Genomic DNA, 23115 nt, shown 5'->3' with positions numbered 1-23115 from the left:
AGCAACTCGCGGGCCAAAAATGAGAATTAGTTTATAAGTTCTTGGAAATGATTTTCTTTTTTTAGTTAATGCCGGGCTGCTTTGTTGGTGGTGGGTGAAAAAACCATTATCGTTTTGATAAAAATTACCAGAATGATAATTTCGAGGGCGCCACTCCTTTTTGAGGCGGGGAGAGGGTTGTTTCTTGATATGTCTTCTGAATTTTGGGGATTGATGGTATGTCTCTATGGCAGCGTCTGAAAACGGGGATGCTATCAAAATGATAATTCCGGTTCGGCCCGATGAAGCTCCCTCCGTGGATTGTGATCGGTGACCCCGTTTTGGCGGGACCCGCTGGAAGATCATTTATGGTCAATATGAAATTCAGTAATAACGGGTGCAACTGTCCCGTGTGATAAGAGAAGCGAAAGGATCACAATGCTTTATGCAATAGAGGAGTCCATCAGAAAATTTGCCCATGTCATCGCTGTGGTGGTGGGCATTGATGTGGAGGTGGTGGGGGCGGACTTAAAGCGCATCGCCGGTACGGGACGGTATGCGGAAGGGGACGGGAAAAGTATCGAAGACGAAGGGGAGGTCTACCGCCATGCCCTGAAGACCGGGCAGCCAGTGTGCATCGACAACCCCAAGAACGACCCCATCTGTTTCAACTGCAAGAACAGGGACGGGTGCGAGGAGAAGCTGACCCTTTGTTCTCCGATTTTGCGTGATGGGGAAGCCTTGGGGGTTATCGGGATTATCTGTTTTACGGAGCAGGACAAGCAGACCATTCTGGAAAACAGAAACAATTACGGTGCCTTTCTCTCCATGATGGCGGACCTTATTGCGGCCAAGGCCGAGGATTACAGCCACATTGCGGAGACCACGCAGACACTGGATGTCTTGCGGCAGGTGATGGATGTGCATGCCGAGGGCATGTTTGTCTTTGGGGCCGACGGCAGCGTCACCTACGCCAACGCCCATGCAAGAAAGGAGCTGGGTATCGAGGGACCCGGCGATACCGTGTCGGTCCAGCTGATTCCCACGGGCAACACCGTGGGCGACGCCGAGGAGTACGAGCTGCACTTCGGTGAGCATCACCTGGTGATCATGGGGCAGATGGTGGATTTGCAAAAGGATGATCCCAGGTTTTCCAGGGTCATGCTCTTTGAAACCCAGACCGATTTTACACGAAAGATGTCTACCCTTACGTCGTCTGCCTCCGGTGAGGGCCTTGATGCCATCCTTGGCATGTCTCCTGCCATCCGGCAGCTCAAAGAGCAGGTGATGGCCATCACCACTTCGTCTTCCACGGTGCTCATCAGCGGCAAGAGCGGTACGGGCAAAGAGATGTTCGCCCGGGCCATCCACCATGAGAGCGACCGGCGGGAGCAACCCTTTGTGGCCATCAACTGCGGGGCCATTCCCGACACCCTCCTTGAGAGCGAGCTCTTCGGCTACACCTCCGGGGCCTTTACCGGTGCAAGCCCCGGGGGCCGCATCGGGAAATTTGAGCTGGCCCATAAAGGGGTGCTCTTTCTGGACGAGATCAGCTCCATGCCCCTTTATCTGCAGGTCAAGCTCCTCCGGGTGCTCCAGGAACGCAAGGTGGAGCGCCTGGGGGCCAACAAGCCCATTGACGTGGATATTCGCGTCATTGCCGCAACCAACGACGACCTGCCTGAACTCATCGCAAAAAACATGTTCAGGAACGATCTTTACTACCGCCTCAACGTCATCCCCCTGGATATTCCCCCCTTATGCGAGCGGCCTGAAGATATCGACCTGCTTGCAGAGCACTTTCTGGCCAAATACAGCGGTCGGTTCAACAAGCGGTTTCGAAGGATCGAGCCCTCCACCATGGACCGGCTCCGCAGCTATGCCTGGCCCGGAAACGTGCGGGAGTTTGAGAACATCATTGAATTCATGGTGAACATGATGCCTGCAGGCGGGGTCATCGACGACTCCCTGCTGCCCCCTCGAGTATTGGAGACACCAACGGAATGCGCCTGCGGTCGTTGCGTTTCAAAGTCTCCGGTTTTACCTCTGAAAGAGGTGGAAAAGCAGGTGATCATTGAGGCGGTCAAGCGCTTCGGCAGCGATACCAAGGGCAAGCGGACCGCGGCCTCGGCTTTGGGGATCGGGGTGGCGACCTTGTATCGGAAGATTCGGGAGTATGGGATTGAAGGTTGAGGGGGATGGGGGAAAGGCTAAAGGCAAATGGTCTTTCGCATTACCGCAAGGGATATCGGTTTTCGACGCGCTTTGCGGTGCGCACGGCGCACCCTACGAGCCATCGATGCGCTCGTGAATTGTAGGGTGCGGCCCCCGCACCGCTATGCGTAACGCGTGCCACCGGCTTTTGCTTTTCATGGTGTCTCCCATCACCGCTATCGATACCGGTTTTCGACACGCTTTGCGGTGCGCACGGCGCACCCTACGAGCCATCAATGCGCTCGTGAATTGTAGGGTCGCCAGGCGTAACGCGGGCCATCAATGAACGGTGAGCTGCCCTCAGTCCCGGGGCCCGATCATGGTTTCGGGTCTCACCAGTGCGTCGAATGCGTCTTCGGTGACCCATCCGCTGGAAAGGGCCGCTTCCCGAAGAGTGCATCCCCGGGCCATGGCGTCTTTGGCGATGGCGGCGGCCTTGTCGTAGCCGGTGTGGGGCACCAGGGCGGTGACGAGCATGAGGGATTGCTCCATGAGTTCTGCGATGCGCCGTGTGTTGGGCTCAATGCCTGTGATGCAGTGGCGGGTGAGGCTGCTTGCGGCATCGGCCAGGAGTCCGATGGACTGCAGGACGTTGTGGGCGATGACCGGCTTGAAGACGTTGAGTTCAAAATGCCCCTGGGCCCCTGCAATGGTGACAGTGGCGTGGTTGCCCATGACCTGGGCGCACACCATGGTCATGGCCTCGCACTGGGTGGGGTTGACCTTGCCCGGCATGATGGAGGAGCCGGGCTCGTTCTGGGGAAGGGAGAGTTCGCCCAGGCCGGAGCGGGGACCGGAGCCGAGGAAGCGGATGTCGTTGGCGATCTTGTTGAGGCTGACGGCCAGGGTGTTGAGGGCGCCGGAGGTTTCCACCATGGCGTCGTGGGCTGCCAGGGCTTCAAACTTGTTGCCTGCCGTAACAAAGGGAAGCCCCGTATAGGTTGCCACCTCATCTGCAAAGGTCTCGGCAAAGCCCACACGGGTATTTAAGCCTGTCCCTACGGCGGTGCCCCCCTGGGCCAGGGAGTAGAGGCGCTTGAGGCTGTCTTGCAGGCGGTCTGTTCCGAGGCTTACCTGGGCGGCGTAGCCGGAAAACTCCTGGCCCAGGGAGAGAGGCGTTGCGTCCTGCAGGTGGGTGCGCCCGATTTTAACGATGCCGTCCCAGGCTCTGGCCTTGCTGGACAGGGCCGCGTGGAGGCTGTCCAGGGCAGGGAGAAGACGGTGGTGGATCTCTTCCACGGTGGCGATGTGCATGGCCGTGGGAAAGGTGTCGTTGGAAGATTGTCCCAGGTTGCAGTGGTCGTTGGGGTGTATGGGGTCCTTGGCTCCAAGGGCACCCCCGAGCCGCTGGTTCGCAAGGTTTGAGATTACCTCGTTGGCGTTCATGTTGGATTGGGTGCCGGAGCCGGTTTGCCACACCACCAGGGGAAAGTGATCATCCAGCCCGCCTTCGATGACCTGCCGGGCCGCATCCACAATGGCTGTTGCCAGGGTTTTGTGGAGCGTTTTCTGCTTGAGGTTGGCAAGGGCCGCACACAGCTTGACGATGCCCAGGGCCCGGATCATGGAACGCGGCAGGCGTTCGTTGCCGATGTTGAAGTACTGCAGCGAGCGCTGGGTCTGGGCGCCCCAATAGGCATCGGCCGGGACGGCAACGGGGCCGAAGGTATCGGTTTCCTGGCGGGTGTCGGGCATGGTTTTCTCCTTGGATGATGATGGGGGTGTCTGGGCGAGAGCGGGCTCTGGGGGGCGGCATGTGAAAAGGATGCATCCAGGTAAATATACAGTGGCTTGGGTGTGGGTGTAAAGCCTGGGGGTATCACGTGTGGGCAGGCCAGGGAAAACCATTTTCGGGGTACTCCCAAGACGATATGTTCGCATCCGCGTTTCGCTTTGATGGCCCTTCAGGGCGATCGAAACGAAGCGCGGGTGTATCAGGTTTTTTTCAGGAAAACGACCCGCCGGGGGCAAAGGGAAACGGATTTGTTTCTTTTTTTAAGGAACCCAGGTCACGATTCCTTCGTCGGGCTGGGCGTCTTTCCAGCGCCAGAACGAGTCGACATCCCGAATCCCGTCAGCAATGACGGCTTTGTAGATCTGGATGCCCATGACCTTTTTCTCTTCCGGGATGGCGTCTTTGATGGAGAGGATGGCGCTGCGGGTTTCCGGGGTCAGCACCTGGGAGATGCGGTCAGCAACCCGCTCGAAGTAACCGACGTAGGGAGAATCCTCCAGAATGTGGATCATGTCGATCTGCCAGGACTGGTTTTCGTCGTCTTCGTAAAAGGCGTGCCACTCGATGCATTTGTCCTCTGCCTCGATGAGGTTGGTGTAGGAGATGGACTTGATGCGAGGGTTCTCGGCAAGCCGTGCCATGGCTGAAAAACTGTCCGAGAGGCTGAAGGGGGCTGAGTAGATATGGAAATCGATGTCCCGGTTGTTGATCAAAAGCCCTGTTTGAAGCGATCCCACCAGGTTGATCGTCGCTCCGATGGAGGTCCATATGTCGAGGACCTGTGTGTCCTCCATGATGGCCCGGGCTTTTTCCTGCATGCGTTCCGCTTTTTGTAAAATGGCTTCCATGGTGTTGCCTTCCTTCGGTTTGGGGGCCTGTCTCAGGCCCTATGCTTGTTGTCTTTTTTATTCGGGTCTTTTTATACTACCCTACGAAAGCAGACAATAAAAAAGCTCGTTTCCATGGTGACCACGGAAACGGGCTTTTTTACTTTGACAGCTTGGTTGGCGGCATCCTCCCTCACATGTCGGCGCCATCTGGCGTTCTGATGCCTTGACATGGGTGCTGCCCGCTCATCAAATACCCGGTCTATGCGGCTTCACGCTGCTCAACGCAAACCTGCCGGACCGCCGTTTCAGGCAATTGAATCCTGGCTTTGATAAACCACCATAAAATGGACGCCAAGCCTCCCGTACCAACGGCGAGGATCCCGATAAAGGTGACCTTGTCGTGCCAGTCAAAGGAGACAACAGCCATGGCTGCGGCCCCCAGGATAAAATAGATAAACACGAGAAGGGAGGATGCCGCACCGGCATCGCGTTGAACCTGCTCCAGGGCAAGGTTATTTGCCGGAGGGCGGCTGATACCGATACAAAACGTGATAAACCCCATGGGGAGCGCTATGGCCCAGGGGCCGGGAAAGATATGAAGGGCCATGGCAAGCCCTCCGGCAGCGATTCCTGTCAGGCCTGTGGACATCAAGGTCACACTGCCTATCCTTCTGCCGAACCGTGCACAGATCATGGCGCCTGCCATAAAGCAAAGGGCATTGGCACCGAAAAAGAGGGCAAAGGTGTTTTCACTGACATGGTAGTGGGTGATGTAAATGCTCGATGACGCAGCGATGTGTGCAAAAAAGGGAAGGCCTGTCATGGAGGTACAGATAACGACGGACATAAACCGCCCGTTGGTCAGGAGACGGCCATAGCTTTTGATGAGTTCGGTTACGGGGACGCCCGTGGGGTTGGGGTGGGACTCGGGTGTGAACAGCATGCCGATAAGGGCCACCCCTCCCATGGCTGCCTGGGCCATAAAAATCCATGGCCAGGTGAACCGGGTAATGATCAGGCTCCCGACCATGGGGGCAATCATGGGCGCCAGGGCCATGATGACCGACACATACCCCATGACCGACTCCCGCTCTCTGGCTTCCAGGCGATCCTTGGCTATTGCCATGGAGATACTCGATGCCGAGGCCGCTCCCGCAGCCTGGATGATGCGTGCTGCGATGAGCATGTGGATGCCTGTGGACAGGGCGCAGAGGATGCTGCCTGCAATAAAAATAAGGATGCCGGTGATCAACGGTTTTTTGCGGCCGTAGCGGTCGGACAGAGGGCCGTATACCAAAAGGAAGGCACAGTAGACCGTAAAAAAAAGGACCAGGGTCAGGTTGATGATGGCCAGGGGCTGATTCCAGAGGGTTTGAAGAAATGGAATAGCCGGTAGATACATATCGGTGGACAGAGGCGGAAACGCTGCCAGAATAGCCAGTAACAGAATAAAACGAATCATGGGAAACGGGTATTCCTTAGATATTGGGGGTGATCTCTGGCCTTGCGCCAGAGGTCATGGGGGGGTGTTTTGTGGGTCTGATCCCGGATATCTCATGGGAAAACGACAGGCTTACCTCTATAAGTCAGTATGACACACGGTTGCTGATAAAAAATCAGTTAATTCAAGAGTGCCACTTGGCATTCGCCGTTTTGGCTTGCTTTATTAACCCTTCGGGCGATCGGAGTGAATGCTTGTACCCCACCTCGTGAAATCGGGTAATAAAAGAAAGCCCGTTTCCATGGTGACAACGGAAACGGGCTTTGTGCTTTGGTGTCACTGCTTTTTTATTCAGGGCTGATGCATTGGCCTGGCAGTGAACAGCACGTTGTGCGGCAATGGGCTATTCGGCGTCCAGGGCCATGGCGATGTCTGTGCCGCACTGGAAAGCATCGGCGCCCACAGAGTTCGGGAGCAGGGTATACCCACCGAGTTTGTCGCCTGTCTGGGCCAGCTCATGGAGGTGGTCGTAGGTTGCCTCAACGGCCAGGGTGCCGTCATGGGTCCCGGTGATGTAGTTTCGGGGGATGTAGACGCGCTCAACAGAGACACGGACGCGTCCGTCATCGCACTGTTTGGCCTTGACATCCAGGACCCTGCCTTCGCCGTTGGTGAAGTAGGTGTCTGCACCGCCGTTCTGGTTCAGGGAGGCCATGGCCAGCTCATGGAGCTGGGTCCCTTCCTGGGCCACGCGTCCGAACATGGCGCCCATGCATCCTGCGTAAGCCTGGGTGGTGATGAGGGTGAAGGCGCAGAGCGCGAAAAGGGCTGACGCCAGACCTGATTTTTTAAATGCTTGTGTAGTCATGGTTGTGAACCTCCTGGTTCTATGGGTGATCTAAACGCTGTATCGCCAGGGCAGGGTTTTAAAACCGTGCCGTACCTTTTTGACGATATGCGGTGATTGACGTGGCATGTTGCCAACCTGGGTGATGTTATACGTGGTTGATTTGTTGTCATGAAGGGGGTAATTAATCATTTGTTAATTGCGTTTTCTGCAATTAATGCCGGTGAGATGGGGCGTCTTCTGCAACGTGTTGAAATGCTTGGCAAGCACAGATGTGTTCCTGGCCAAGGGGGATGATGACCGTGTCAGGATGGATCGGTTTAGGAGCCGTCGCAGCATCGGAGGGAAGAAGGAATGGGCCTGACAGGGGTGTTTTGCTGGCAAGGCGTGACACTGCATGGCCCAGGGCATTTGGGCGGAAACGTGAACGAAACATAAGTGGGGGCGTTATCCCGGGAGCGGCATGGCAATGGAAAGCAATGAGCAGGTTTTTTTAAGGGTGGTGGAGGCAGGGAGCCTCAAGGCAGCAGCTGAACAGCTGGGGACGGACCCCTCGTCCGTGAGCCGGAAGGTGGCAGCCCTGGAGGGGCGCCTGGGTGTGAAACTGCTTCAACGCTCCACTCGCCGCTCCGTTCCGACGGAAGCCGGGAAAAAGTACTACGACGGCATGCGACGGCTCGTTGATGAACAGGCAGCCCTTGAGGCCTGTGTTGCCCGTGAGACCGACATACCCCGGGGGTACCTTCGTGTCACGGCACCGAACAACATAGGTGATGTGCATGTGGCCCCGGTTCTGACGTCCATGGCGGAGATGTACCCGGACCTGAAGGTCGAACTTATCCTCACGGGAGAAGTCCCGGATATGAGCGAGAAGGGCATTGACGTTTCCATCTGCATCGGGCACCTTCCCGACTCCAACCTCATCTGTCGCAAATTGATCGATCTGCCTGTGCTGCTCATCGCCTCAAAGAAGTACTTGGCTAAGCGGGGCACCCCGCGCAAACCCTCGGATCTTCATGACCACGACTTTCTTTTTTTCACTCGTTTCCAGCGAGATACCCCCCTTGAGTTTATTGGGCCGAAGGGCCCCGAGAAGGTGAAGGTGTCTTCTAAATTCATGGTGAACAGCGCGTCGGTGATTCGTAAGCTCAACCGGGCCGGGTTCGGGATCAGCGTCGGCAACCCCCGGGCCTTCAAGGAGCTTCTGGACAGCGGGGAGGTGGTTCAGCTGCTGCCGGAGTACTCTTTGGAGCCGTACCCCCTTTATGCCACCTATGTGTCCACGGCCTTTGTCCCTGCAAAGATCCGGCGATTCGTGGATATGATGGCCGCCTATTCATCAGAAGAGTTGACCGGGTGGGCCATGCTGGAGACATAGCGGATAAGATGCCGTTTGTGTCTCGATGGGTTTGTTGTGACATGCTTAGTCCCTGGCAGAGGTGGACATGGCCGTAGCAGTCCACATGGAACCTTGATGAAGTATCCACCGGGCCTGCGGGGTAACCCTGCGGCGAGTGTATCAACAGCCCACCCTCTGACCTTCGCACTACCAACCTATGAATTTATTGTTCGCGTAAATCCTGCAATTTCCTCAAACAGTTCAATATCCGGGGCCTCGCTCAAGAGGTCTCTGCACTGTTTCAGGAGGTCCTGGAGGTATGGCGTTGTCATGTGGTCGTTACAGGCCTGCTGGTCTTTGTACTTCTCGTAAAACAAAAATCGGCCCATGTGTTCCTGGGACCGGTGAAGGGTATACACAATGGTGTCTTTTTCTGTCTGGACGCTGGGGATAATGCCTTTGAGAAGCTCTTCGAGTGAACGTTCCATTCCGGGTTTTGCCTGAAGTATTGCCTTGATTACAATCATGATCGCCCTTTGCCACACAGGCAATCTGGTTGCCCGTGGCTTTCATGGTGGATGAGTGGGGGAAGGGCTGTGCGCTGTTTAGCCATATGAATCGTCTCTACGTTACCGCATATCCACAAAAAGAACAAAGGGCTGGTAAGGGGGGGGCGCACGATTAATTAATCGGGGCTGGTTCGTTTTTGAGCGAGTGATGATTACTCGATAAATCCGCGATCTCGCATCACGTTTTCTTTCTGGAAGCATGCCATACCCGTTTTCATTTTCCGGAACCCGAGGGATTGATAGAATCCTTCTTTGCCCGGCGACGCGTACAAAAGGATGTTGCAATGCGATAGTTCGGCTAACAGAGCATTCATGATTATTTTTCCGATTCCCTTGCCTTGATATTCGTCACGAACCGCACAGTCATATATGGCTGCCTGATAGGTACCATCAGATATGGCGCGGCCAAACCCGATTAACCGCGTTTCATGATAAACAAACACAGTCGTATGGCTGGCTTCAAATGCCTTTTGGTGGATTTCGGGTTCGTAGAAAGCCATATTGACGCTTTTTAATGTGTCCGATAAGGCTTTCCAGTCCACACCCTCGCAGCTTGACGTTACATCAATATTCATTCCTGTGCCTTTAAACCGCCGTCAACTTTTCCCATTCACTTCTCATGATGATGTGATGGTCAATCGTGTGGTCCGTAAACAAGACGCCGTCCAGATGATCGATTTCATGCTGGAAAAGTTCGGACAAATCGTCCGTGAAGGTTTCATTGATCTGTTCCCGGTCCTGGTTCCAGTACTGAACGTGGATGGATCGATGTCGGCGGGTCCGGCAGAAGAAAGCGACATCGGCGCTGAAGCAGCTGTCCCAGACGTCGAAGGTTTCGGGGCTTTGGGAAACGATCCTGGGGTTGATCATCACGATTGTCCGTCCCTCGGACTCCATGTAGACTATCCGTTTCAGGCAGCCGACTTGGGGTGCGGCAATGGCCCTGCCAATGCCCTCTTTCTTCTGGAAAAACCGGAGGGTGTCCCTGAGGTCTGCGATGTGACTTTCCACATTGTCCCGCTCAAAATCAATCTCTTTCGATTTTTTTCTGAGGGTCTCATTGCCAAGCATAAGAATGTCTCTGACTGTCATCACTCTATCCTTTCACGATGCACCGGGTTTCATGCCGCCCGTCTTGCCGAGAGCAGGTTTTACAAAGAACAAGACTACCCTTATCCCGGATATTTTATTAAAAAACAACCAGCCAAAGCGAAAATCAAATGATTTAGGAAGGCTATAATAAAAAAAAAGTCAGTTATTCAGAAAATGCAAAATGTAAATCAGGGTTTGCTGTTTAATTTTCTCATCCGACTCGTGAAATATCCAGGTTATGTCTCAATAGCCGTATTTTCAATAGAAATGAAGGGAAACGCCACCCCACTGGATTATTTTCGTGCCGCATGGACACATATCCAAGCCGGTGGTCGTGGGGCAGGAAAAATGCAGCCTTGTTTTCCTGCCCTGACGTCCTGTTTTAGTGTGGACGTTAATTGAGGTACAGGCGGGTCACCTGATCTGCGAATTCAGGAATAGATGCGTGCTGGTTCGACAAGTCCCGTATCTGCGCCACCGCCTGTGGTTGATCCTTTGTCGGAATATCCAACAGGGTGAACAGTGATGCCACATACTCGCCTGTGTCGGAGTTCAGTTCCGTGACGATGTTCTGATATGCCGTGACGATGAATTTTTCGGCTTCGGCCTTTTTGCTGATGGGTTGTGTTTCCCCGGAGGCGACCGGAGAGAGTGTAATGAAGTATTGAGACGGCGAGTATTCGGTGACCGATCCGGAGAATCCGTCCGTCACGGAGCCAAGAACCCCGCCAAAGACAATGTTTCCCCAGAACCAGCTGTCCAGTCGTGTCGTCAGGGTCATGTGTTGCGGGCTGTATCCCTGTTTTTCAAAGACAATGGCCTGGCCCGGCTTTTTCTTGAGCAGCATTGTGAAAGGGGTTTGGCCAAGGACCCTTCCATCGAGTATGACAGACGCCCCGGCGGGAACGGACGTAAAGCTCACCTCCTGGGTCGGGCCTTTTACGATGGTTGCGCATCCGGTCAGGAGCAGGAAAATGGAGATACCGGCAAGAGAAATACAACGGCGTGTAACATGTTTCATTCGGAATGGCCCTTCAACAGTTCAGTTTTTAAAATGCCGACATGGAATGTTGTCCCCTTGATGCCTTGAAAAGAAACAGGTTCTCCAAAGGTTCTGATGCCGACTCGTTTCCAAGCAGCTTCTATAAGGAAAATACCACCTGTGATCAATGTAGAAATAGAAGAGTGAGCCATGCGGGTGCACTGTAAAAGGTCGATGTTTGACCAGGTGGGGACTTTTCATTTTTCTGATCCCGTTGATTGGCCTATCGGGGCGGGCAAAACGCAGAGCAGGCTCGAACATGTTGAAGTTGTTCAGGCGGAGCACAGGAAGGCTTAGGTAAGGCCTGTTTGCCTGACTTTTCAAGAGTTGGCCCCCGGCAGGGCCGCCGGAGGCAATTTTGAGCTGAAGTGTTCGGGTATGTCGCAATTCGTCGTTTACAGCTTGTGTGCCAAGGAAAGCCTCCGGTGGCATGTCGGCGGCACTTGCGGTGAGCCGGGCAACTTTCTGGTCTGCTCGTTACCCCACACACCCGAGGCTCGGGTCCTGGGCGGCCGGGCGCCTGCGTTCCCGTTTTTTGTGCTTCACCTGGCACAGCAGCGTCTTGTAGACCGGGAACCCGGAGATCTCGTCGTATTGATCCAGGTCGGTGAGAACGTTGACATTGGCGTTCTGCCACGCCTCGGTCCCAAGGGGGCCGCCGCCGCCCACGGGGGCGTACACAAACCCTTGCATGATCTTGTCGGTGACATAGGCCCGCATCACCACCGATCCCCGGGCCGTCTTGATGATGACGGTGTCTCCGGTGGTGACCCGGCGTTTTTCCGCGTCTGCCTCATTCATCTCAATGACCGGGTAGGGGTATTTCTCCATGAAGCTCGGGATGGCCCGCAGGCAGGATTTCATATCGGGCTTGAAGGGGCCTGTGCCCAGGATCAGGGGATAGCGTTTGTGGAGCTTCGGGTTGCTGACGGGGGTCTCAACGGATTCCTCATACTTTGGAAGGCCTTCGTACCCGTATTGTTCCAGCACCGTGGATTTGATCTCGAATTTGCCCGATGGGGTTTCAAATCCGGGTTGCCCGTCTTGCCGCAGCAGACCTTTTTCCCATTTTCGGTAGGCCATCTCTTTTCTGCCGTTGCGGAGCACATGTTTGTCAGCCTGTTTCAAGTCCTCCACGGTAAAGCCGGTTCCATCCAGAATGTAGTGCAAGAGCTCTTCCTGGCTCTGGGGAAAGAGGTGGCCGTACCCCAGGCGATGGGCCAATTCTGCCAGGATCTGGTAATTGGGCCGGGCTTCGCCCACGGGGTCTGTCAGCTTCTCCCTCAGCCGGATGGCGTTGCCGTAGTAGCAGTAGGACTCCTGTTCAAAGGCTGTGGTTGCGGGCAGTACGATGTCGGCGTAGGCCGCGTCCCGGGTGAGCTGGAGATCGATGGAGACCAAAAAATCAAGGGCCTCCAGAGCTTCTTTCCAGACCCCCGGATCGGGCCAGGAGGTCATCAAAGACGCCCCCATGACAAACATGGACCGTATCTTATAGGGTTCCCCTTCCAGGATGGATTTCGGCAGAAGGGCGGCGTGGGGTTCGCCCCCGCAGTAATGGGAATAGACAGGGAACTTCCCGCTGCCGATGGATTTGTCATAGCCGGGGGTCTCCAGCTGACCCTTTCGGTTCAGGTGAAGGCGATTTTCCCGCCTCGCAAAACAGCGCCCCCCCTCCACATCCAGTTGGCCCGCCAACGCCCACAATACCATGACGGCCCGGATGTTCTGTACCCCGCTTTTGGTGTATTCCAGCCCGGTGTACATGATGTAGCTGGCGCCTTCGGCGTCGGCGATGCTTTCGGCCAGGGTTTCGATGGTCTCCTCATCAATTCCCGTGACGGCGGCAACATGGTGCGGCGAGAACTCCTTTACATACGCGGCGAACTCATCAAACCCCAGGGTCCAGTCTGCCACAAACTCTTCGTCGTAGAGATTGTCCCGTATGAGGATATGGGCAAGGCCGAGGGCCAGCGCCCCGTCGGAGCCGGGCCGGATGGGGAGCCAGGTGCTGCCCGGAAGCTCGGCGGCCTTGGTCCGCCTGGGGTCGATGACGATGATCTCTGCTCCTTCCTCTGCGGCCGTCTTAAGCCGTTCGAACATTTCGGGTGGTGTGGACGAGGAGGGGTCGGTCCCCCACACGAGGATCAGGTCCGAATTGTCCACATCCGAGAACATATCGATGTGCAGGCAGCCCATGGTGAGTTTGGGGGCCAGAACGCCCAGGGCGGTATAACAAGGGGCTCCTACGCCGAAAGAATTGGGGGAGCCAAAGGGAAAGAGCACGCTGCTGGCCAGGTAGATCTCCGAGCCCTTGAGTTGAAAGATGTCTTTGAAGGATCGCTCATAGGTCCCTGTCCCCGCATAAAATCCCACTGCCTCAGGGCCGTGTTTTTTCTTTGTCTCGGTGAGCTTGTCCACGATAATATCAAAGGCTTCGTCCCAGCTGATTTTCTCGAACTCATGGGTGCCTTTGGGGCCCACCCGCTTAAGGGGATGCGTGAGCCGCCGCTCGGAATAGATGATCTCTTTGACGCTGTCTGCTATGGGGCACAGGATGCTGCCCAGAGGCGCTTCAGGGTCCGGCTCCAGCCGGTCGATCCTGTTGTTTTCATCAAAATGCGCAATGACCCCGCAACCGGGGCTATGGAAACAGATGCCGCAAATTCCGGGTTTTGGATCCACTGTGCTCATCTCCTGTTTTACTGTCTGACCCCCACCACGAATTGGGAGGTGATGTGTTCCCACAGATTTTCTGTCTTCCGGATTCTCCAGTTTACATGGCCCTGGTCAACAATCTGAAAAGGCGGGTGGAAGGCTTCGCCCCCTTCGGACATGAGGCGGACAACGTTGTCGATGCCCCGGCCTTGAAACGGGCCTTCGGTCCGGCCGCCCATCCACAGCTCCGGGTGGGAGACGGCTTCGTCCCAGGAGAAGGGGTCGGAGAAGACAAACATGGCGTTGTCGTCCTTGAGCACGTGGTTGATGTTGGCCAGGTGCTGCATGGGGTGGGGCACTTTTTCCAGGACGTTGACTGAGGTGGCCGTGGAAAAAAGGGCACCCCGAAAGGGCAGGGCCATGGCGTCGGCCACCACAAACTCAACCCTGTCGTCGTGCCAGGCCGGGGAGAGCTCGCAGGTTTTGCGCTCGGTGAGGTGCCCCTCCACGATGAGGTCGAACTCCAGGCGCTTTTCAGTCAGCAATTCCCGCGCTGTCTTGATAAACGGCAGGGAGGTGTCCATGCCCACCACCCGAGAGTGGGTCCTGCTCAGTTCAAAGGATAGGCGTCCCACGGAGCATCCGATATCAAGGGCCCAGCCGTTGTTCTCCGAGAAATACGAGGACCAGGTCCTGTAGGCATCCGTGGCATTGGTTCCGTTGAAAAATTCGGCAAAATGGCTCCACAGATACGCCGAGAGCATGGCCTTGGAGTTGTATCCTGCATCATCGGACAGCAACCCCATGCTGCGTTCCGGTAAAAGAACGGCCACGCCATCGCGGATTCCGTAGGTCCTCCGGCAGGCCACGCACGTGAGTTCTCCTTCCAGAACATCATCGTCCTTTTCGTGCGTGACGGTAAGGGTTAAGGGGTTTTCCTCAGAAGCACAGTCCGGACAGATCAGTTTTTCCTGTAACCATCGTTTCATATGCACCTTTTTCGGGCCCCTTGGAGGCGCGCTCCGGGGCGGAATCGTTGCCCCGTTACGTTTCAGGGGATGATCAGGTAAGGGGGGGAACGAACCTTCAGACGAAGGTCCGGTGTGCGGTTGCCACAGGTGGATACCGCAAGGCGGCACAGATCCTCAGCACCGATGGGAGGTTGCCCCACCCCGGGTTTACTGGTTGTTGTGATGGAATGTTGTGGTTTTTGATATGATTGCAGGCTGTTGCAAGTTGTCTCTACCATCTCACAGACGGCCGGGAAAAGTCCAGCAGAAAGAGCCCGTTCCCCTGGTTGGGTTTCGGTGGGCCCCTTGTGGCAGAGAATCAACAGAAGGGATAAAAAAAGGCCCCCTGAAAATAAATCCAGGGGGCCTTTCATATATTAAATCACGCTACACTCTTTTAAAGGAGCATGATTTTTTTTTCTACTGAACGGTGACGTTGGTAGCCGCAGGACCTTTCTGACCCTGCTCAATGTCGAAGGTAACGCGATCACCTTCGTTGAGGGTTTTGAAGCCTGAAGCATTGATGCCTGAGTGGTGTACGAATACATCGGGGCCGTTTTCCTGCTCGATGAATCCAAAACCCTTGCTCTCGTTAAACCATTTTACGATTCCATTGTTCATTGTGACGTTTCCTTAAAAATTAAATGATGTTTGTTGCATGTTCGAAACTTTCAGGTCTGGCCACTTCTTCAAATGGAAATTCCTTTGATAACGAAACACAAGCCTCCACATGAGGCACTAACGGGCGCACTATCTATGTGTTTGCGTAAGTTGTCAATAAGAAAGTGGATATTAAATTTTATAAATGGTTGCCCACACGTGTAATTGCTTGACATAAAAGGGTTCCCAACGATTAATCACCCCTGAATAGATTGAAAATGATTCTGGGGTTTTTCGTGAATTTTACAAAAGATCTTTCCCTTAGTGTCGGTATCTCTGCTTTCGTTAGGAGGGCAATGATACCAGGGTACGGCCCCGCACCGCAAAAGGTTCAATTCACGTCCCCGCATGGATACCGCCAGCCATCGAAGAGCCGCCCGTCAATCCCCGCAATATCTCGCCCCACGTAATCGCCCGGACCGTGTCACCCCGTAGGGTGCGGCCCCCGCACCGAAAAGAGTTTCAATCGACAGCCCCGCATGGGTACCGACAGCCCCGCATGGGTACCGACAGCCGCCGGAGAGCTGCCCGTAAAAACCCAAAAGATTTCAACCCAAGCCACTGCTATGGGGGCGGTTTCCCCTTACTCCATTTGTTCATTGTGATGCAGGCAGCGCCTTAGATCACGAGACCCTGAAAATATCGGGATGCTTTTCGGTGGCCCACTCGTGGCAAAGGTCGCTCAGGTACTGTTCCAGCTCGAAGCTTTGGAGGCCGGAAGGCACAACAAGGTCTGTGGCCGGGCGGCGTTTCCCATCCGGTCCAACATAGAACAACGACCAGTTTTTCTCTTCGTGTATGGCCAGAACAAGCCTGCCAAACACATTGAATGTGACTGTTTCATTCATGTGAACATGCCTCGACGCGTGGGTATGAGTCTGTAGTGCCGCATTCCCCGCATTGGTTGCCAATCAAACACCATCGCGTTGCCCATCATACACAATGATCGGGCCATCTTGTCAGGTTTTATCTTTGTTTATCGCAATGTGTGAAGGTGTTAAGGGGTCAGTCGTCCTTGTGGGTTTCGAAGATTTCCTCAAAGAGTTTGGCGGATTTGACAAAGGCAGCCAAGACGTCCGGGTCGAAGTGGATGGGTTGGGTTCGGCCGTCTCCTTTGGTGATGATGTCCAGCGCTGTTTCATGGGGCAGGGCGGGTTTGTAAGGCCGCTTGCTGCGCAGTGCATCATATTGGTCTGTGATGTTCATGATGCGGGCCGTCAGGGGGATGTCTTCGCCTTTGAGGCCTTTGGGGTAACCTGTTCCGTCCCATCGTTCATGGTGGCAGCCTGCAATGTCCACGGCCATTTTCAGGAAGGGAGAGTCGGACCCCTGGAGGATCCGGGCCCCGATTTCCGCATGGGTTTTCATAACTGCCCACTCTTCGGGGGTGAGTGGCCCTTTTTTCAGGAGGATCGCATCGGGAATGGCCACCTTGCCGATGTCGTGCATGGGGGAGGCGTAGAAAATGGTGTCGTAAAAGCCGGGGTGCATTCCAAGGGCCTTGGAGAGTTCGCAGGTGTAATGGCTGATGCGCTTGATGTGGGCCCCGGTCTCTTCATCTTTGAACTCAGAGGCCAGGACGAGGCGATGGACGGTGTCTTCATAGCCCTTGCGAAGCTGCTCGGTGCGTTCTGCAACGCGTTTTTCCAGCTCTTCGCGGTAGAGGTGAAGTTCCATGTGGTTTTTGACCCTGGCCTGGACAACGGGCGGATTGATGGGTTTGGTGATGTAATCCACGGCCCCCAGGGTGAGCCCTTCGGTTTCGGCCGTTGCATCTCCCTTGGCCGTAATAAAAAGGATGGGGAGCTTTCGGGTGACGGCGTCTTCCTTGAGGCGCCTGCACACCTCGTAGCCATCCATACCGGGCATCATAACATCCAGCAGGATAAGGTCTGGGGGTGGTTCCGAGCGGATAAGCTCCAGCGCGTCGGGCCCGTTGGTGGCAAAGCTTATGGCGTAGTCCTTTTGCAGCAGGTCGTTGAGTATCTTGATGTTGGAGGGTGTATCGTCCACGACGAGGACGCGTTTGTTTTTCATCATGGGGTCTCTCCTTTGGTTAATGGAATGCTCAAGATTTCACACATGGCCAGGAGGGTGCCTCGGGCTTCCTTGAATCGGAAGGCCCGCAGGTGGGCCGCCAACTGGTCTGTCTCCTCCGGAAGGGCCGAAACCAGGCGCGGACGTGTCTCTTCAAAGAGCTTGTGGGCCATCATGTCATTTATTTTGAGGAGCTCTGCAAGCTGGGTGAGGGGCCGGGTCAAGGCCAGGGTATCAGGGGCCCCCACCGTGGGATAAGGTGTCTCCGCAAGGGGCTTGAGGGCTGCAAGGGCGTTGTGGATTCCTGCCAGAACGGGAGACAGGCATGCGTCCAGGGTCGACAGGTGTTCAGCAACGGTCTCGGTGCGGTGTTGAAGGGCCTCTTCCAGGGCCTCGGCTGCCTGCTGAACCGTGGGCGCAGACAGGGTAGAGGCGGTCCCTTTAAGGGTATGGGCCTTGCGGAGCGCTTCATCGACATGGCCTTGGTCCAAGGTGCTGCGGAGGCTTTGGACAATGTCTCGGCTCTCGACGTAAAAGTCCCCGAGAACGTCCAGAAAGAGGGTGCGGTTTCCTCCCATGCGTTCCAGGGCCGATGAAACGTCTATTCCAGCCAGGGCGTGATGGAACCCGTCGGGTAAGTTGATTTTCGGCCAGTGCTGTGCCCTTTCCCGGCGTGGAGGTGTCTTTGGTCGGTTGTTGGCGGGGGGGACCCATCGCAGGAGGCTTTTGTACAGGGCCCCGGGTGAGATGGGCTTGGTGATGTGGTCGTTCATGCCCGCCTCCAGGCTTTTGTCCAGGTCTCCTGCCATGGCGTTTGCAGTCATGGCGATGATGGGGAGCCGAGGCGGCGGGGTTTCATGTTCCTGCTCGGATGCCTCCATGGACCGGATGGTGCGGGTGGCCTCCAGGCCATCCATTTCGGGCATCTGGATGTCCATGAAGACCAGGTCGAATACCTGGGATGCCACCATCTCCACGGCCTCTTTGCCGTTGGTAGCAACGGTGACGGAGACCTCGGCGCCAGCGAGGAGCTCCGTGGCCACCTGTTGGTTGATGCTGTTGTCTTCTACCAGGAGGATGCGGGCTCCGCGGACGGTCTCCATTCCTTCGGGAAGATCGGTGCGGCTTCCAAACCGGGGGCCTTCCCTAAGGGCTGTGCAGCCGAAGATGTCGGACACCGCGTCAAAGAGACGGGATGGGGTGACCGGCTTGACCAGGGCAGAGGCCCTTTGGTGGTGCCGAATGAATTTTTCCGCCTTTTCCATGTTGGAAGGCGAGGCCTTGACCAGCAGGGGCCTGTCTCCTGAAATCTCGGGGGACAGCAGCGATTCTGAAGGCTTAAGCCCCTCATCCTGGAGGGTTTTCCAGTCGGCGATGAGAAGTTCCACCGGTGGTGCGGCATCTGTGGCCGGTTTCAGGGCGTCTAGGGCATCTTCAATGGAGGCGACGGGGGTCACTTTGAAAGAGAGGGCCTCCAGCATCTGAGCCATATGCCTCAAGGGAACCGGGTGCTGCATCAGAAGCAGCACGTTCAGGTGTTTCAGGTCCAGGGGCAGGGTAGGGACGCCTGGGCTGCGGGCTGCCAGCTCCATGCCGAGAGCCACGGTGAATGTGAAGACACTGCCCTTGTCCGGGGTGCTGGTGACCTGGATGGTCCCTCCCATGAGCTCCGCAAGCTTTTTGCAAATGGCAAGGCCGAGGCCGGTGCCCCCGTACTTTCGTGTTGTGGAGGTATCGGCCTGACTGAATTTCTGGAAGAGCTTGTCGGTTTGCTCCTGAGTCATGCCGATCCCCGTATCCTCCACGGTGCATTCGATGATGGCCGTCTCCCCGTCAATGGAGAGAGGTTGCGCCGAGACGCGGATGTAACCGGACTCCGTAAACTTGATGGCGTTGCTCATCAGGTTGGTAAAGACCTGGTTGATGCGCACGGGGTCTCCGGTAAGGGGGGTGGGGATCTCCGGAGAGATATTCAGCAGCAGCTCGATGTCCTTTGTGTAGATCATATCCGCAGAAAGGGTCATCACCTCTTCGATGCTCTCCTGAAAGTCGAACGGGGTGGACTCGATCTCAAGGCGGTCTGCCTCGATTTTCGAAAAGTCGAGGATATCGTTGATGATGGTGAGAAGCGAGTTGGCAGAGCTGTTGATCTTCTGGAGGTAGTCCTTCTGCCTGGGGGTAAGCTCCGTTGACAGGGCCAGGTGAGAGAGACCGATGACGGCATTCATGGGGGTTCGGATTTCGTGGCTCATGTTGGCGAGGAAATCGCTCTTGGCCCGACTGGCCTCCTCGGCCCGGGCCAGGGCCTCCTGGATCTGGCGCTCAGCGTCTTTGCGGGCCGTGATGTCCTCATTGACCGCCACAAAGTGGGTGATGGCCTCGTTGTCGGAGGTGATTGGTGAGATGGAGACCATTTCCCAGAAGAGGGTGTTGTCTTTCCGTCGGTTGGCCATCTCGCCATGCCAGATTCGGCCCTGGGAGATGGCCTTCCAGAGTTCGTCGTAGATCTTAGGGGGCATGAGATCAGACTTGAGTATGCTGGGGCTCTGCCCTGCCACCTCTTCTGCGGTGTACCCCGTCACTTCCGTGAAACGGGGGTTGACGTATTCGATGCAGCCGTTTGGGTCGGTGATCATGACGCTCATGGGGCTTGCCTCCACCGCCTGGGACAGCTTGCGAACGGTTGCCTGGTCCGCGTTGCGCTTGGTCACATCTCTGCTGATTCCCCGGAACCCGATGGGAGTGCCCTCGGCGTCCAGATAGGGCTGAAAGTTGGCTTCAAACGAGACTCGACGGTTATCGGCCTTGTGGTAGGCCGTGTATTCGAAGCCCTTGAAGATCATCTGTTTTTCAGCGGTTTTCCTGAAGATCTTTTTGAATTTCGGCAGCTCCTCGGGGTTGATGAAATCCCGTACCTTTTTCCCGATGATCTCTTCCGGGCTAAACCCTGTGGACGATTCAATGGAGGGGCTGATGTAGGTAATGGTTCCGTTCCGGTCCAGTTCCCAGATGATGTCCTGGGTGTTTTCCACGATTTCCCGAAATCGCTCCTCACTTTTTTTCAGGTTTTCCTGGGAGCGCACCAGCTTGGTGATGGCAGATTCCGCCCGTTTTCGCTGCCGGGTCGACTCGTTCAGTAGTTCAATGGCCTCGTCCTTGGATTTTTCAAGTTCCCTCGTTCGTTCCTCAACCCTGTTTTCCAGCTCCCTGTTCAGCTCTTTTAGGTCGTTTTGGGCCTCCACCAGTTCGGTGATGTCGTAATTCGTCCCCACCATGCGGTCGGCCTTGCCGTTTTCATCCCGGTAGAGGACGGCATTGGCCTTGATGTGCTTGGTGGTACCATCGGAAAGGATGATCCGGAAGGCGCTGGAGAAGTCTTCGTTGTCGGAGAACGAGGCTTCCAGCTTCGCTTCCACCTGGTCGATGTCTTCGGGGTGCACCTTGCTGCGCCAGGCCTCATAGGTGTTGGGAATGGTTCCCGGGGACAATTCGTAGATGCGGAACATGGAGTCGTCCCAGATCAGCTCGTTGCTGGTGAGGTTCCAGTCCCAGATGCCGATGCCTGCGGCGGAGGCAGCCAGGGTCAGGCGGTGCTGTAATTGCTTGAACTCGTTCTCAAGGTTTTTCCGATCGGTGATATCCCGTATCACCCCCACCGCCCACCACCGGTCGCCCATGGCAAGGGGGCTGATACTCAGCTCCACAGGGAACTCTGACCCGTCATGAGTAATGGCGGTGATCTCCCTGAGCCCACTGAAAATGGGCCCATCTCCGCTTTGCCAGTAGTGCTTGAGACCCTCGGCCGCCTCGGCACGGTACCGCTTGGGGATGATGGTTTCGTGGAGCCGTGCGCCCAGGGCCGTGGTCCTGGAAAAACCGAACATCTCCTCGGCGCCGGTGTTCCAGAACTGAATGCGGTCGTCATCGTCGATCATGATGATGGCGTCGGACACGTTGTTGGTGAGGGTGGTGATTTTTTTTTCACTTGCTGCAAGGGCACTTTGGGCGGCACTGGCTGTCTGGCGCTTGTTTTCAAGGGTGATGATGACGGCGCCGGCCAGGATAATGATGATGCCCAGCACCCCCGTCACGATGCGCCGGATGGAGACGTAATGGGCATAGGCTTCGGATACGTCGATTTCAAAGGTAAGGCCCAGGTTGTGGGTCTCATTCCACAGCCAGGCCCCGACAACCGGTACCCCCCGGTAGTCACGGTAGCCGTCGAGATCCATGCCGTTTTCACCGGAGACAGCTGAGGCGGCCATGCGGGTCAGGGGAAGGCTTTCCGGGGATGTCTCGGGGCGAAACCCCCGCGTCATGTCCCCTCCGGGATCACGGAGGTAAAGGTTTAAGGGGGGGGCCATGTCCCGCGGAATGAGCTTGAGGTCCCAGAGCTGCTGCTCAAAGCGTACCCGTGTGATGGCAAGGCCGGCCCGGTTGAGGGCATAGGCATCTCCGGTTTTTCCGGTGTGGGAGATGTCGGTTATGGTGGAGAAGTGGTCGGTGGGGTCCAGGCGCACGGCAAAGGCTGCGATGATCTCTCCTTCTGGGTTCATGACCGGTGTGGAGATGAACATGGTGGGTACCCCTTGCCGGAGCCGCCCGCTTCGATCCCGTAGCTCGACCTCCGAAGGGTAGGGGAGGACCACTCGTGAGACCCCTTTGAAGGCGTCATTCAGATAAGTTCCCTGTGTCGCAACGGGGGTCAGGGAGCCAATGTTGATGTCCCGGGATGACGCGATGCTGATTCGATCCGGGGCAAACACAAAGAAGCCCCTGGCATCGTGTTTTTTCAACCATGGTGTCAGGATGGTTCGCAAACGGTCCAAAGCCACGGATTCCTGGGGAGAGCTTCCCTCGTTGTAGACGGAAAGCAGCTTGGTGATCTGTTCTTGGGTGTCCGGACGGCTGACCAGGGTCTCGAGTTCGTCGATTTTCCATGAGAACCAATTGGTCATGATGGTGTGGTTGGTCCTCAGGGTGGTGGAAAGCTGATGCTTGATGCCTTCCCTGACCTGGGCCTTTATGCCACGCAGGGCAAGGCCCGACAGGGTCAAGATGACAAGCAGGGCGACGACGAAGAGCAGGATGTTCTTCACGGTATGGGGCTTTGCATGGGGATGGGGAATTAATCTTTGGGTTCTCAGGTGCATTCTTGCGCCTCCCATGGACGGTTAAGCTTACAAATGGGGGACAAGTCCATAATCCCAAAAACACGGCAAACAGGCACTCGGTGCGGTTCACAGGGGGCGAGGAGAACGTGATACATGTCGGAGCGTGGCGGTAGTCTGTTTCGAGTCGGAGATGCGAAAAGAAAGGGGTGGGGAATGTTTGTGATTGGTCGTTGTTATATAATAAATCAAGTGGGTTTTAAGAGCAAATTCAGAGTTTTTTGTAAACAGTTTATCATCGAAGACAGGTGGTGTAGCCATGCCGAGGCGATCCGCGGTTAGCAGGTCCAATTACCCGCATGTCCCCAGACATCGCTTTTAAAGGGCTGGGAATACGCGAGGCTTCGCACCGTGCCGACGAAACGGTCTTGATGGGAGACAGGAGCTTTGCCATCCAAAGGCACGCGAGCTGAAGTCCGCTGGGCAACTCGTGAATAGCCTCTTTCCGGTGACTGTACCCGCAGTGGCGGTAAAAGCCTTGGGCGTTGAGG

General features: G+C 55.9%; 16 protein-coding genes. 2 read left to right on the top strand and 14 right to left on the bottom strand.

Translation table 11 applies throughout. The annotated features are described in order from the left end of the window. The first annotated feature begins 417 nt into the window (after positions 1-417). Positions 418-2172: a sigma-54-dependent Fis family transcriptional regulator gene (locus ACOYW0_RS05365; protein WP_482417526.1), complete on the top strand. Its 1755-nt coding sequence runs from the start codon at positions 418-420 to the stop codon at positions 2170-2172. Positions 2173-2493: 321 nt separating this feature from the next. Here the strand turns inward: ACOYW0_RS05365 and fumC are convergent, their stop codons facing one another. The 4 genes from fumC to ACOYW0_RS05345 all read right to left on the bottom strand — a co-directional run bounded on the left by fumC (position 2494) and on the right by ACOYW0_RS05345 (position 7067). After that, a complete protein-coding gene (gene fumC, locus ACOYW0_RS05360; RefSeq protein ID WP_482417525.1) occupies positions 2494-3888 on the bottom strand; it encodes a class II fumarate hydratase in 1395 nt (464 codons plus the stop codon). A gap of 300 nt (positions 3889-4188) precedes the next feature. Next, positions 4189-4776 carry a phosphoglycerate mutase family protein gene (locus tag ACOYW0_RS05355; protein WP_482417524.1) on the bottom strand — a complete coding sequence of 196 codons (588 nt, stop codon included), beginning with the start codon at positions 4774-4776 and terminating at the stop codon, positions 4189-4191. Between the two features lie 241 nt (positions 4777-5017). Continuing rightward, the gene (locus tag ACOYW0_RS05350; RefSeq protein ID WP_482417523.1) at positions 5018-6220 is read right to left on the bottom strand and encodes a multidrug effflux MFS transporter; all 1203 of its coding nucleotides are present in this window, start codon (positions 6218-6220) and stop codon (positions 5018-5020) included. A 382-nt stretch (positions 6221-6602) separates the two neighbouring features. Further along, complete coding sequence (locus ACOYW0_RS05345) at positions 6603-7067, bottom strand: hypothetical protein (protein ID WP_482417522.1); 465 nt, start codon at positions 7065-7067, stop codon at positions 6603-6605. A 442-nt stretch (positions 7068-7509) separates the two neighbouring features. Here ACOYW0_RS05345 and ACOYW0_RS05340 point away from each other — a divergent pair, with 442 nt between their 5' ends. Continuing rightward, the gene (locus ACOYW0_RS05340; protein ID WP_482417521.1) at positions 7510-8424 is read left to right on the top strand and encodes a LysR family transcriptional regulator; all 915 of its coding nucleotides are present in this window, start codon (positions 7510-7512) and stop codon (positions 8422-8424) included. A gap of 176 nt (positions 8425-8600) precedes the next feature. On the opposite strand, the gene ACOYW0_RS05335 is transcribed toward ACOYW0_RS05340, so the two are convergent. The 10 genes from ACOYW0_RS05335 to ACOYW0_RS05290 form a co-directional block, all read right to left on the bottom strand. After that, a complete protein-coding gene (locus tag ACOYW0_RS05335; RefSeq protein ID WP_482417520.1) occupies positions 8601-8912 on the bottom strand; it encodes a putative quinol monooxygenase in 312 nt (103 codons plus the stop codon). A gap of 194 nt (positions 8913-9106) precedes the next feature. Further along, positions 9107-9529 carry a GNAT family N-acetyltransferase gene (locus ACOYW0_RS05330; protein ID WP_482417519.1) on the bottom strand — a complete coding sequence of 141 codons (423 nt, stop codon included), beginning with the start codon at positions 9527-9529 and terminating at the stop codon, positions 9107-9109. Positions 9530-9539: 10 nt separating this feature from the next. Next, a complete protein-coding gene (locus tag ACOYW0_RS05325; RefSeq protein ID WP_482417518.1) occupies positions 9540-10046 on the bottom strand; it encodes a peptide deformylase in 507 nt (168 codons plus the stop codon). 394 nt (positions 10047-10440) lie between these two features. Further along, the gene (locus ACOYW0_RS05320; protein WP_482417517.1) at positions 10441-11067 is read right to left on the bottom strand and encodes a PEGA domain-containing protein; all 627 of its coding nucleotides are present in this window, start codon (positions 11065-11067) and stop codon (positions 10441-10443) included. Between the two features lie 498 nt (positions 11068-11565). Then, positions 11566-13773, bottom strand: a complete 2208-nt coding sequence (locus tag ACOYW0_RS05315; RefSeq protein ID WP_482417516.1) for a molybdopterin-containing oxidoreductase family protein — start codon at positions 13771-13773, stop codon at positions 11566-11568. 17 nt (positions 13774-13790) lie between these two features. Beyond that, positions 13791-14735, bottom strand: a complete 945-nt coding sequence (locus ACOYW0_RS05310) for a class I SAM-dependent methyltransferase (RefSeq protein WP_482417515.1) — start codon at positions 14733-14735, stop codon at positions 13791-13793. Positions 14736-15176: 441 nt separating this feature from the next. Further along, positions 15177-15377 (bottom strand): cold-shock protein, encoded by a 201-nt coding sequence (locus ACOYW0_RS05305; RefSeq protein WP_482417514.1) that lies wholly within the window; start codon positions 15375-15377, stop codon positions 15177-15179. 662 nt (positions 15378-16039) lie between these two features. Beyond that, entirely contained in the window at positions 16040-16264 is a 225-nt protein-coding gene (locus ACOYW0_RS05300) for a DUF7661 family protein (RefSeq protein WP_482417513.1), read from the bottom strand. A 157-nt stretch (positions 16265-16421) separates the two neighbouring features. Beyond that, positions 16422-17456: a response regulator gene (locus ACOYW0_RS05295; protein WP_482417512.1), complete on the bottom strand. Its 1035-nt coding sequence runs from the start codon at positions 17454-17456 to the stop codon at positions 16422-16424. Continuing rightward, positions 17453-22606, bottom strand: coding sequence for a PAS domain S-box protein (locus tag ACOYW0_RS05290; protein ID WP_482417511.1), 5154 nt, complete (start codon positions 22604-22606; stop codon positions 17453-17455). Before ACOYW0_RS05290 ends, ACOYW0_RS05295 begins: the two co-directional genes overlap by 4 nt. Between the last annotated feature and the right edge of the window lie 509 nt (positions 22607-23115).

It is taken from the genome of Desulfoluna sp. HI9BLuna, assembly GCF_056829775.1.
The sequence above is the reverse complement of the archived record's forward strand: the minus strand, read 5'-3'. Positions and strand labels throughout refer to the sequence as shown.

Coding starts and splice junctions, on each gene's coding strand:
- ACOYW0_RS05325 (WP_482417518.1), bottom strand. CDS start 10,046: ATGACAGTCAGAGACATTCTTATGCTTGGCAATGAGACCCTCAGAAAA.
- ACOYW0_RS05345 (WP_482417522.1), bottom strand. CDS start 7,067: ATGACTACACAAGCATTTAAAAAATCAGGTCTGGCGTCAGCCCTTTTC.
- ACOYW0_RS05295 (WP_482417512.1), bottom strand. CDS start 17,456: ATGATGAAAAACAAACGCGTCCTCGTCGTGGACGATACACCCTCCAAC.
- ACOYW0_RS05320 (WP_482417517.1), bottom strand. CDS start 11,067: ATGAAACATGTTACACGCCGTTGTATTTCTCTTGCCGGTATCTCCATT.
- ACOYW0_RS05340 (WP_482417521.1), top strand. CDS start 7,510: ATGGCAATGGAAAGCAATGAGCAGGTTTTTTTAAGGGTGGTGGAGGCA.
- ACOYW0_RS05290 (WP_482417511.1), bottom strand. CDS start 22,606: ATGCACCTGAGAACCCAAAGATTAATTCCCCATCCCCATGCAAAGCCC.
- ACOYW0_RS05310 (WP_482417515.1), bottom strand. CDS start 14,735: ATGAAACGATGGTTACAGGAAAAACTGATCTGTCCGGACTGTGCTTCT.
- ACOYW0_RS05365 (WP_482417526.1), top strand. CDS start 418: ATGCTTTATGCAATAGAGGAGTCCATCAGAAAATTTGCCCATGTCATC.
- ACOYW0_RS05300 (WP_482417513.1), bottom strand. CDS start 16,264: ATGAATGAAACAGTCACATTCAATGTGTTTGGCAGGCTTGTTCTGGCC.
- ACOYW0_RS05330 (WP_482417519.1), bottom strand. CDS start 9,529: ATGAATATTGATGTAACGTCAAGCTGCGAGGGTGTGGACTGGAAAGCC.
- fumC (WP_482417525.1), bottom strand. CDS start 3,888: ATGCCCGACACCCGCCAGGAAACCGATACCTTCGGCCCCGTTGCCGTC.
- ACOYW0_RS05335 (WP_482417520.1), bottom strand. CDS start 8,912: ATGATTGTAATCAAGGCAATACTTCAGGCAAAACCCGGAATGGAACGT.
- ACOYW0_RS05355 (WP_482417524.1), bottom strand. CDS start 4,776: ATGGAAGCCATTTTACAAAAAGCGGAACGCATGCAGGAAAAAGCCCGG.
- ACOYW0_RS05305 (WP_482417514.1), bottom strand. CDS start 15,377: ATGAACAATGGAATCGTAAAATGGTTTAACGAGAGCAAGGGTTTTGGA.
- ACOYW0_RS05350 (WP_482417523.1), bottom strand. CDS start 6,220: ATGATTCGTTTTATTCTGTTACTGGCTATTCTGGCAGCGTTTCCGCCT.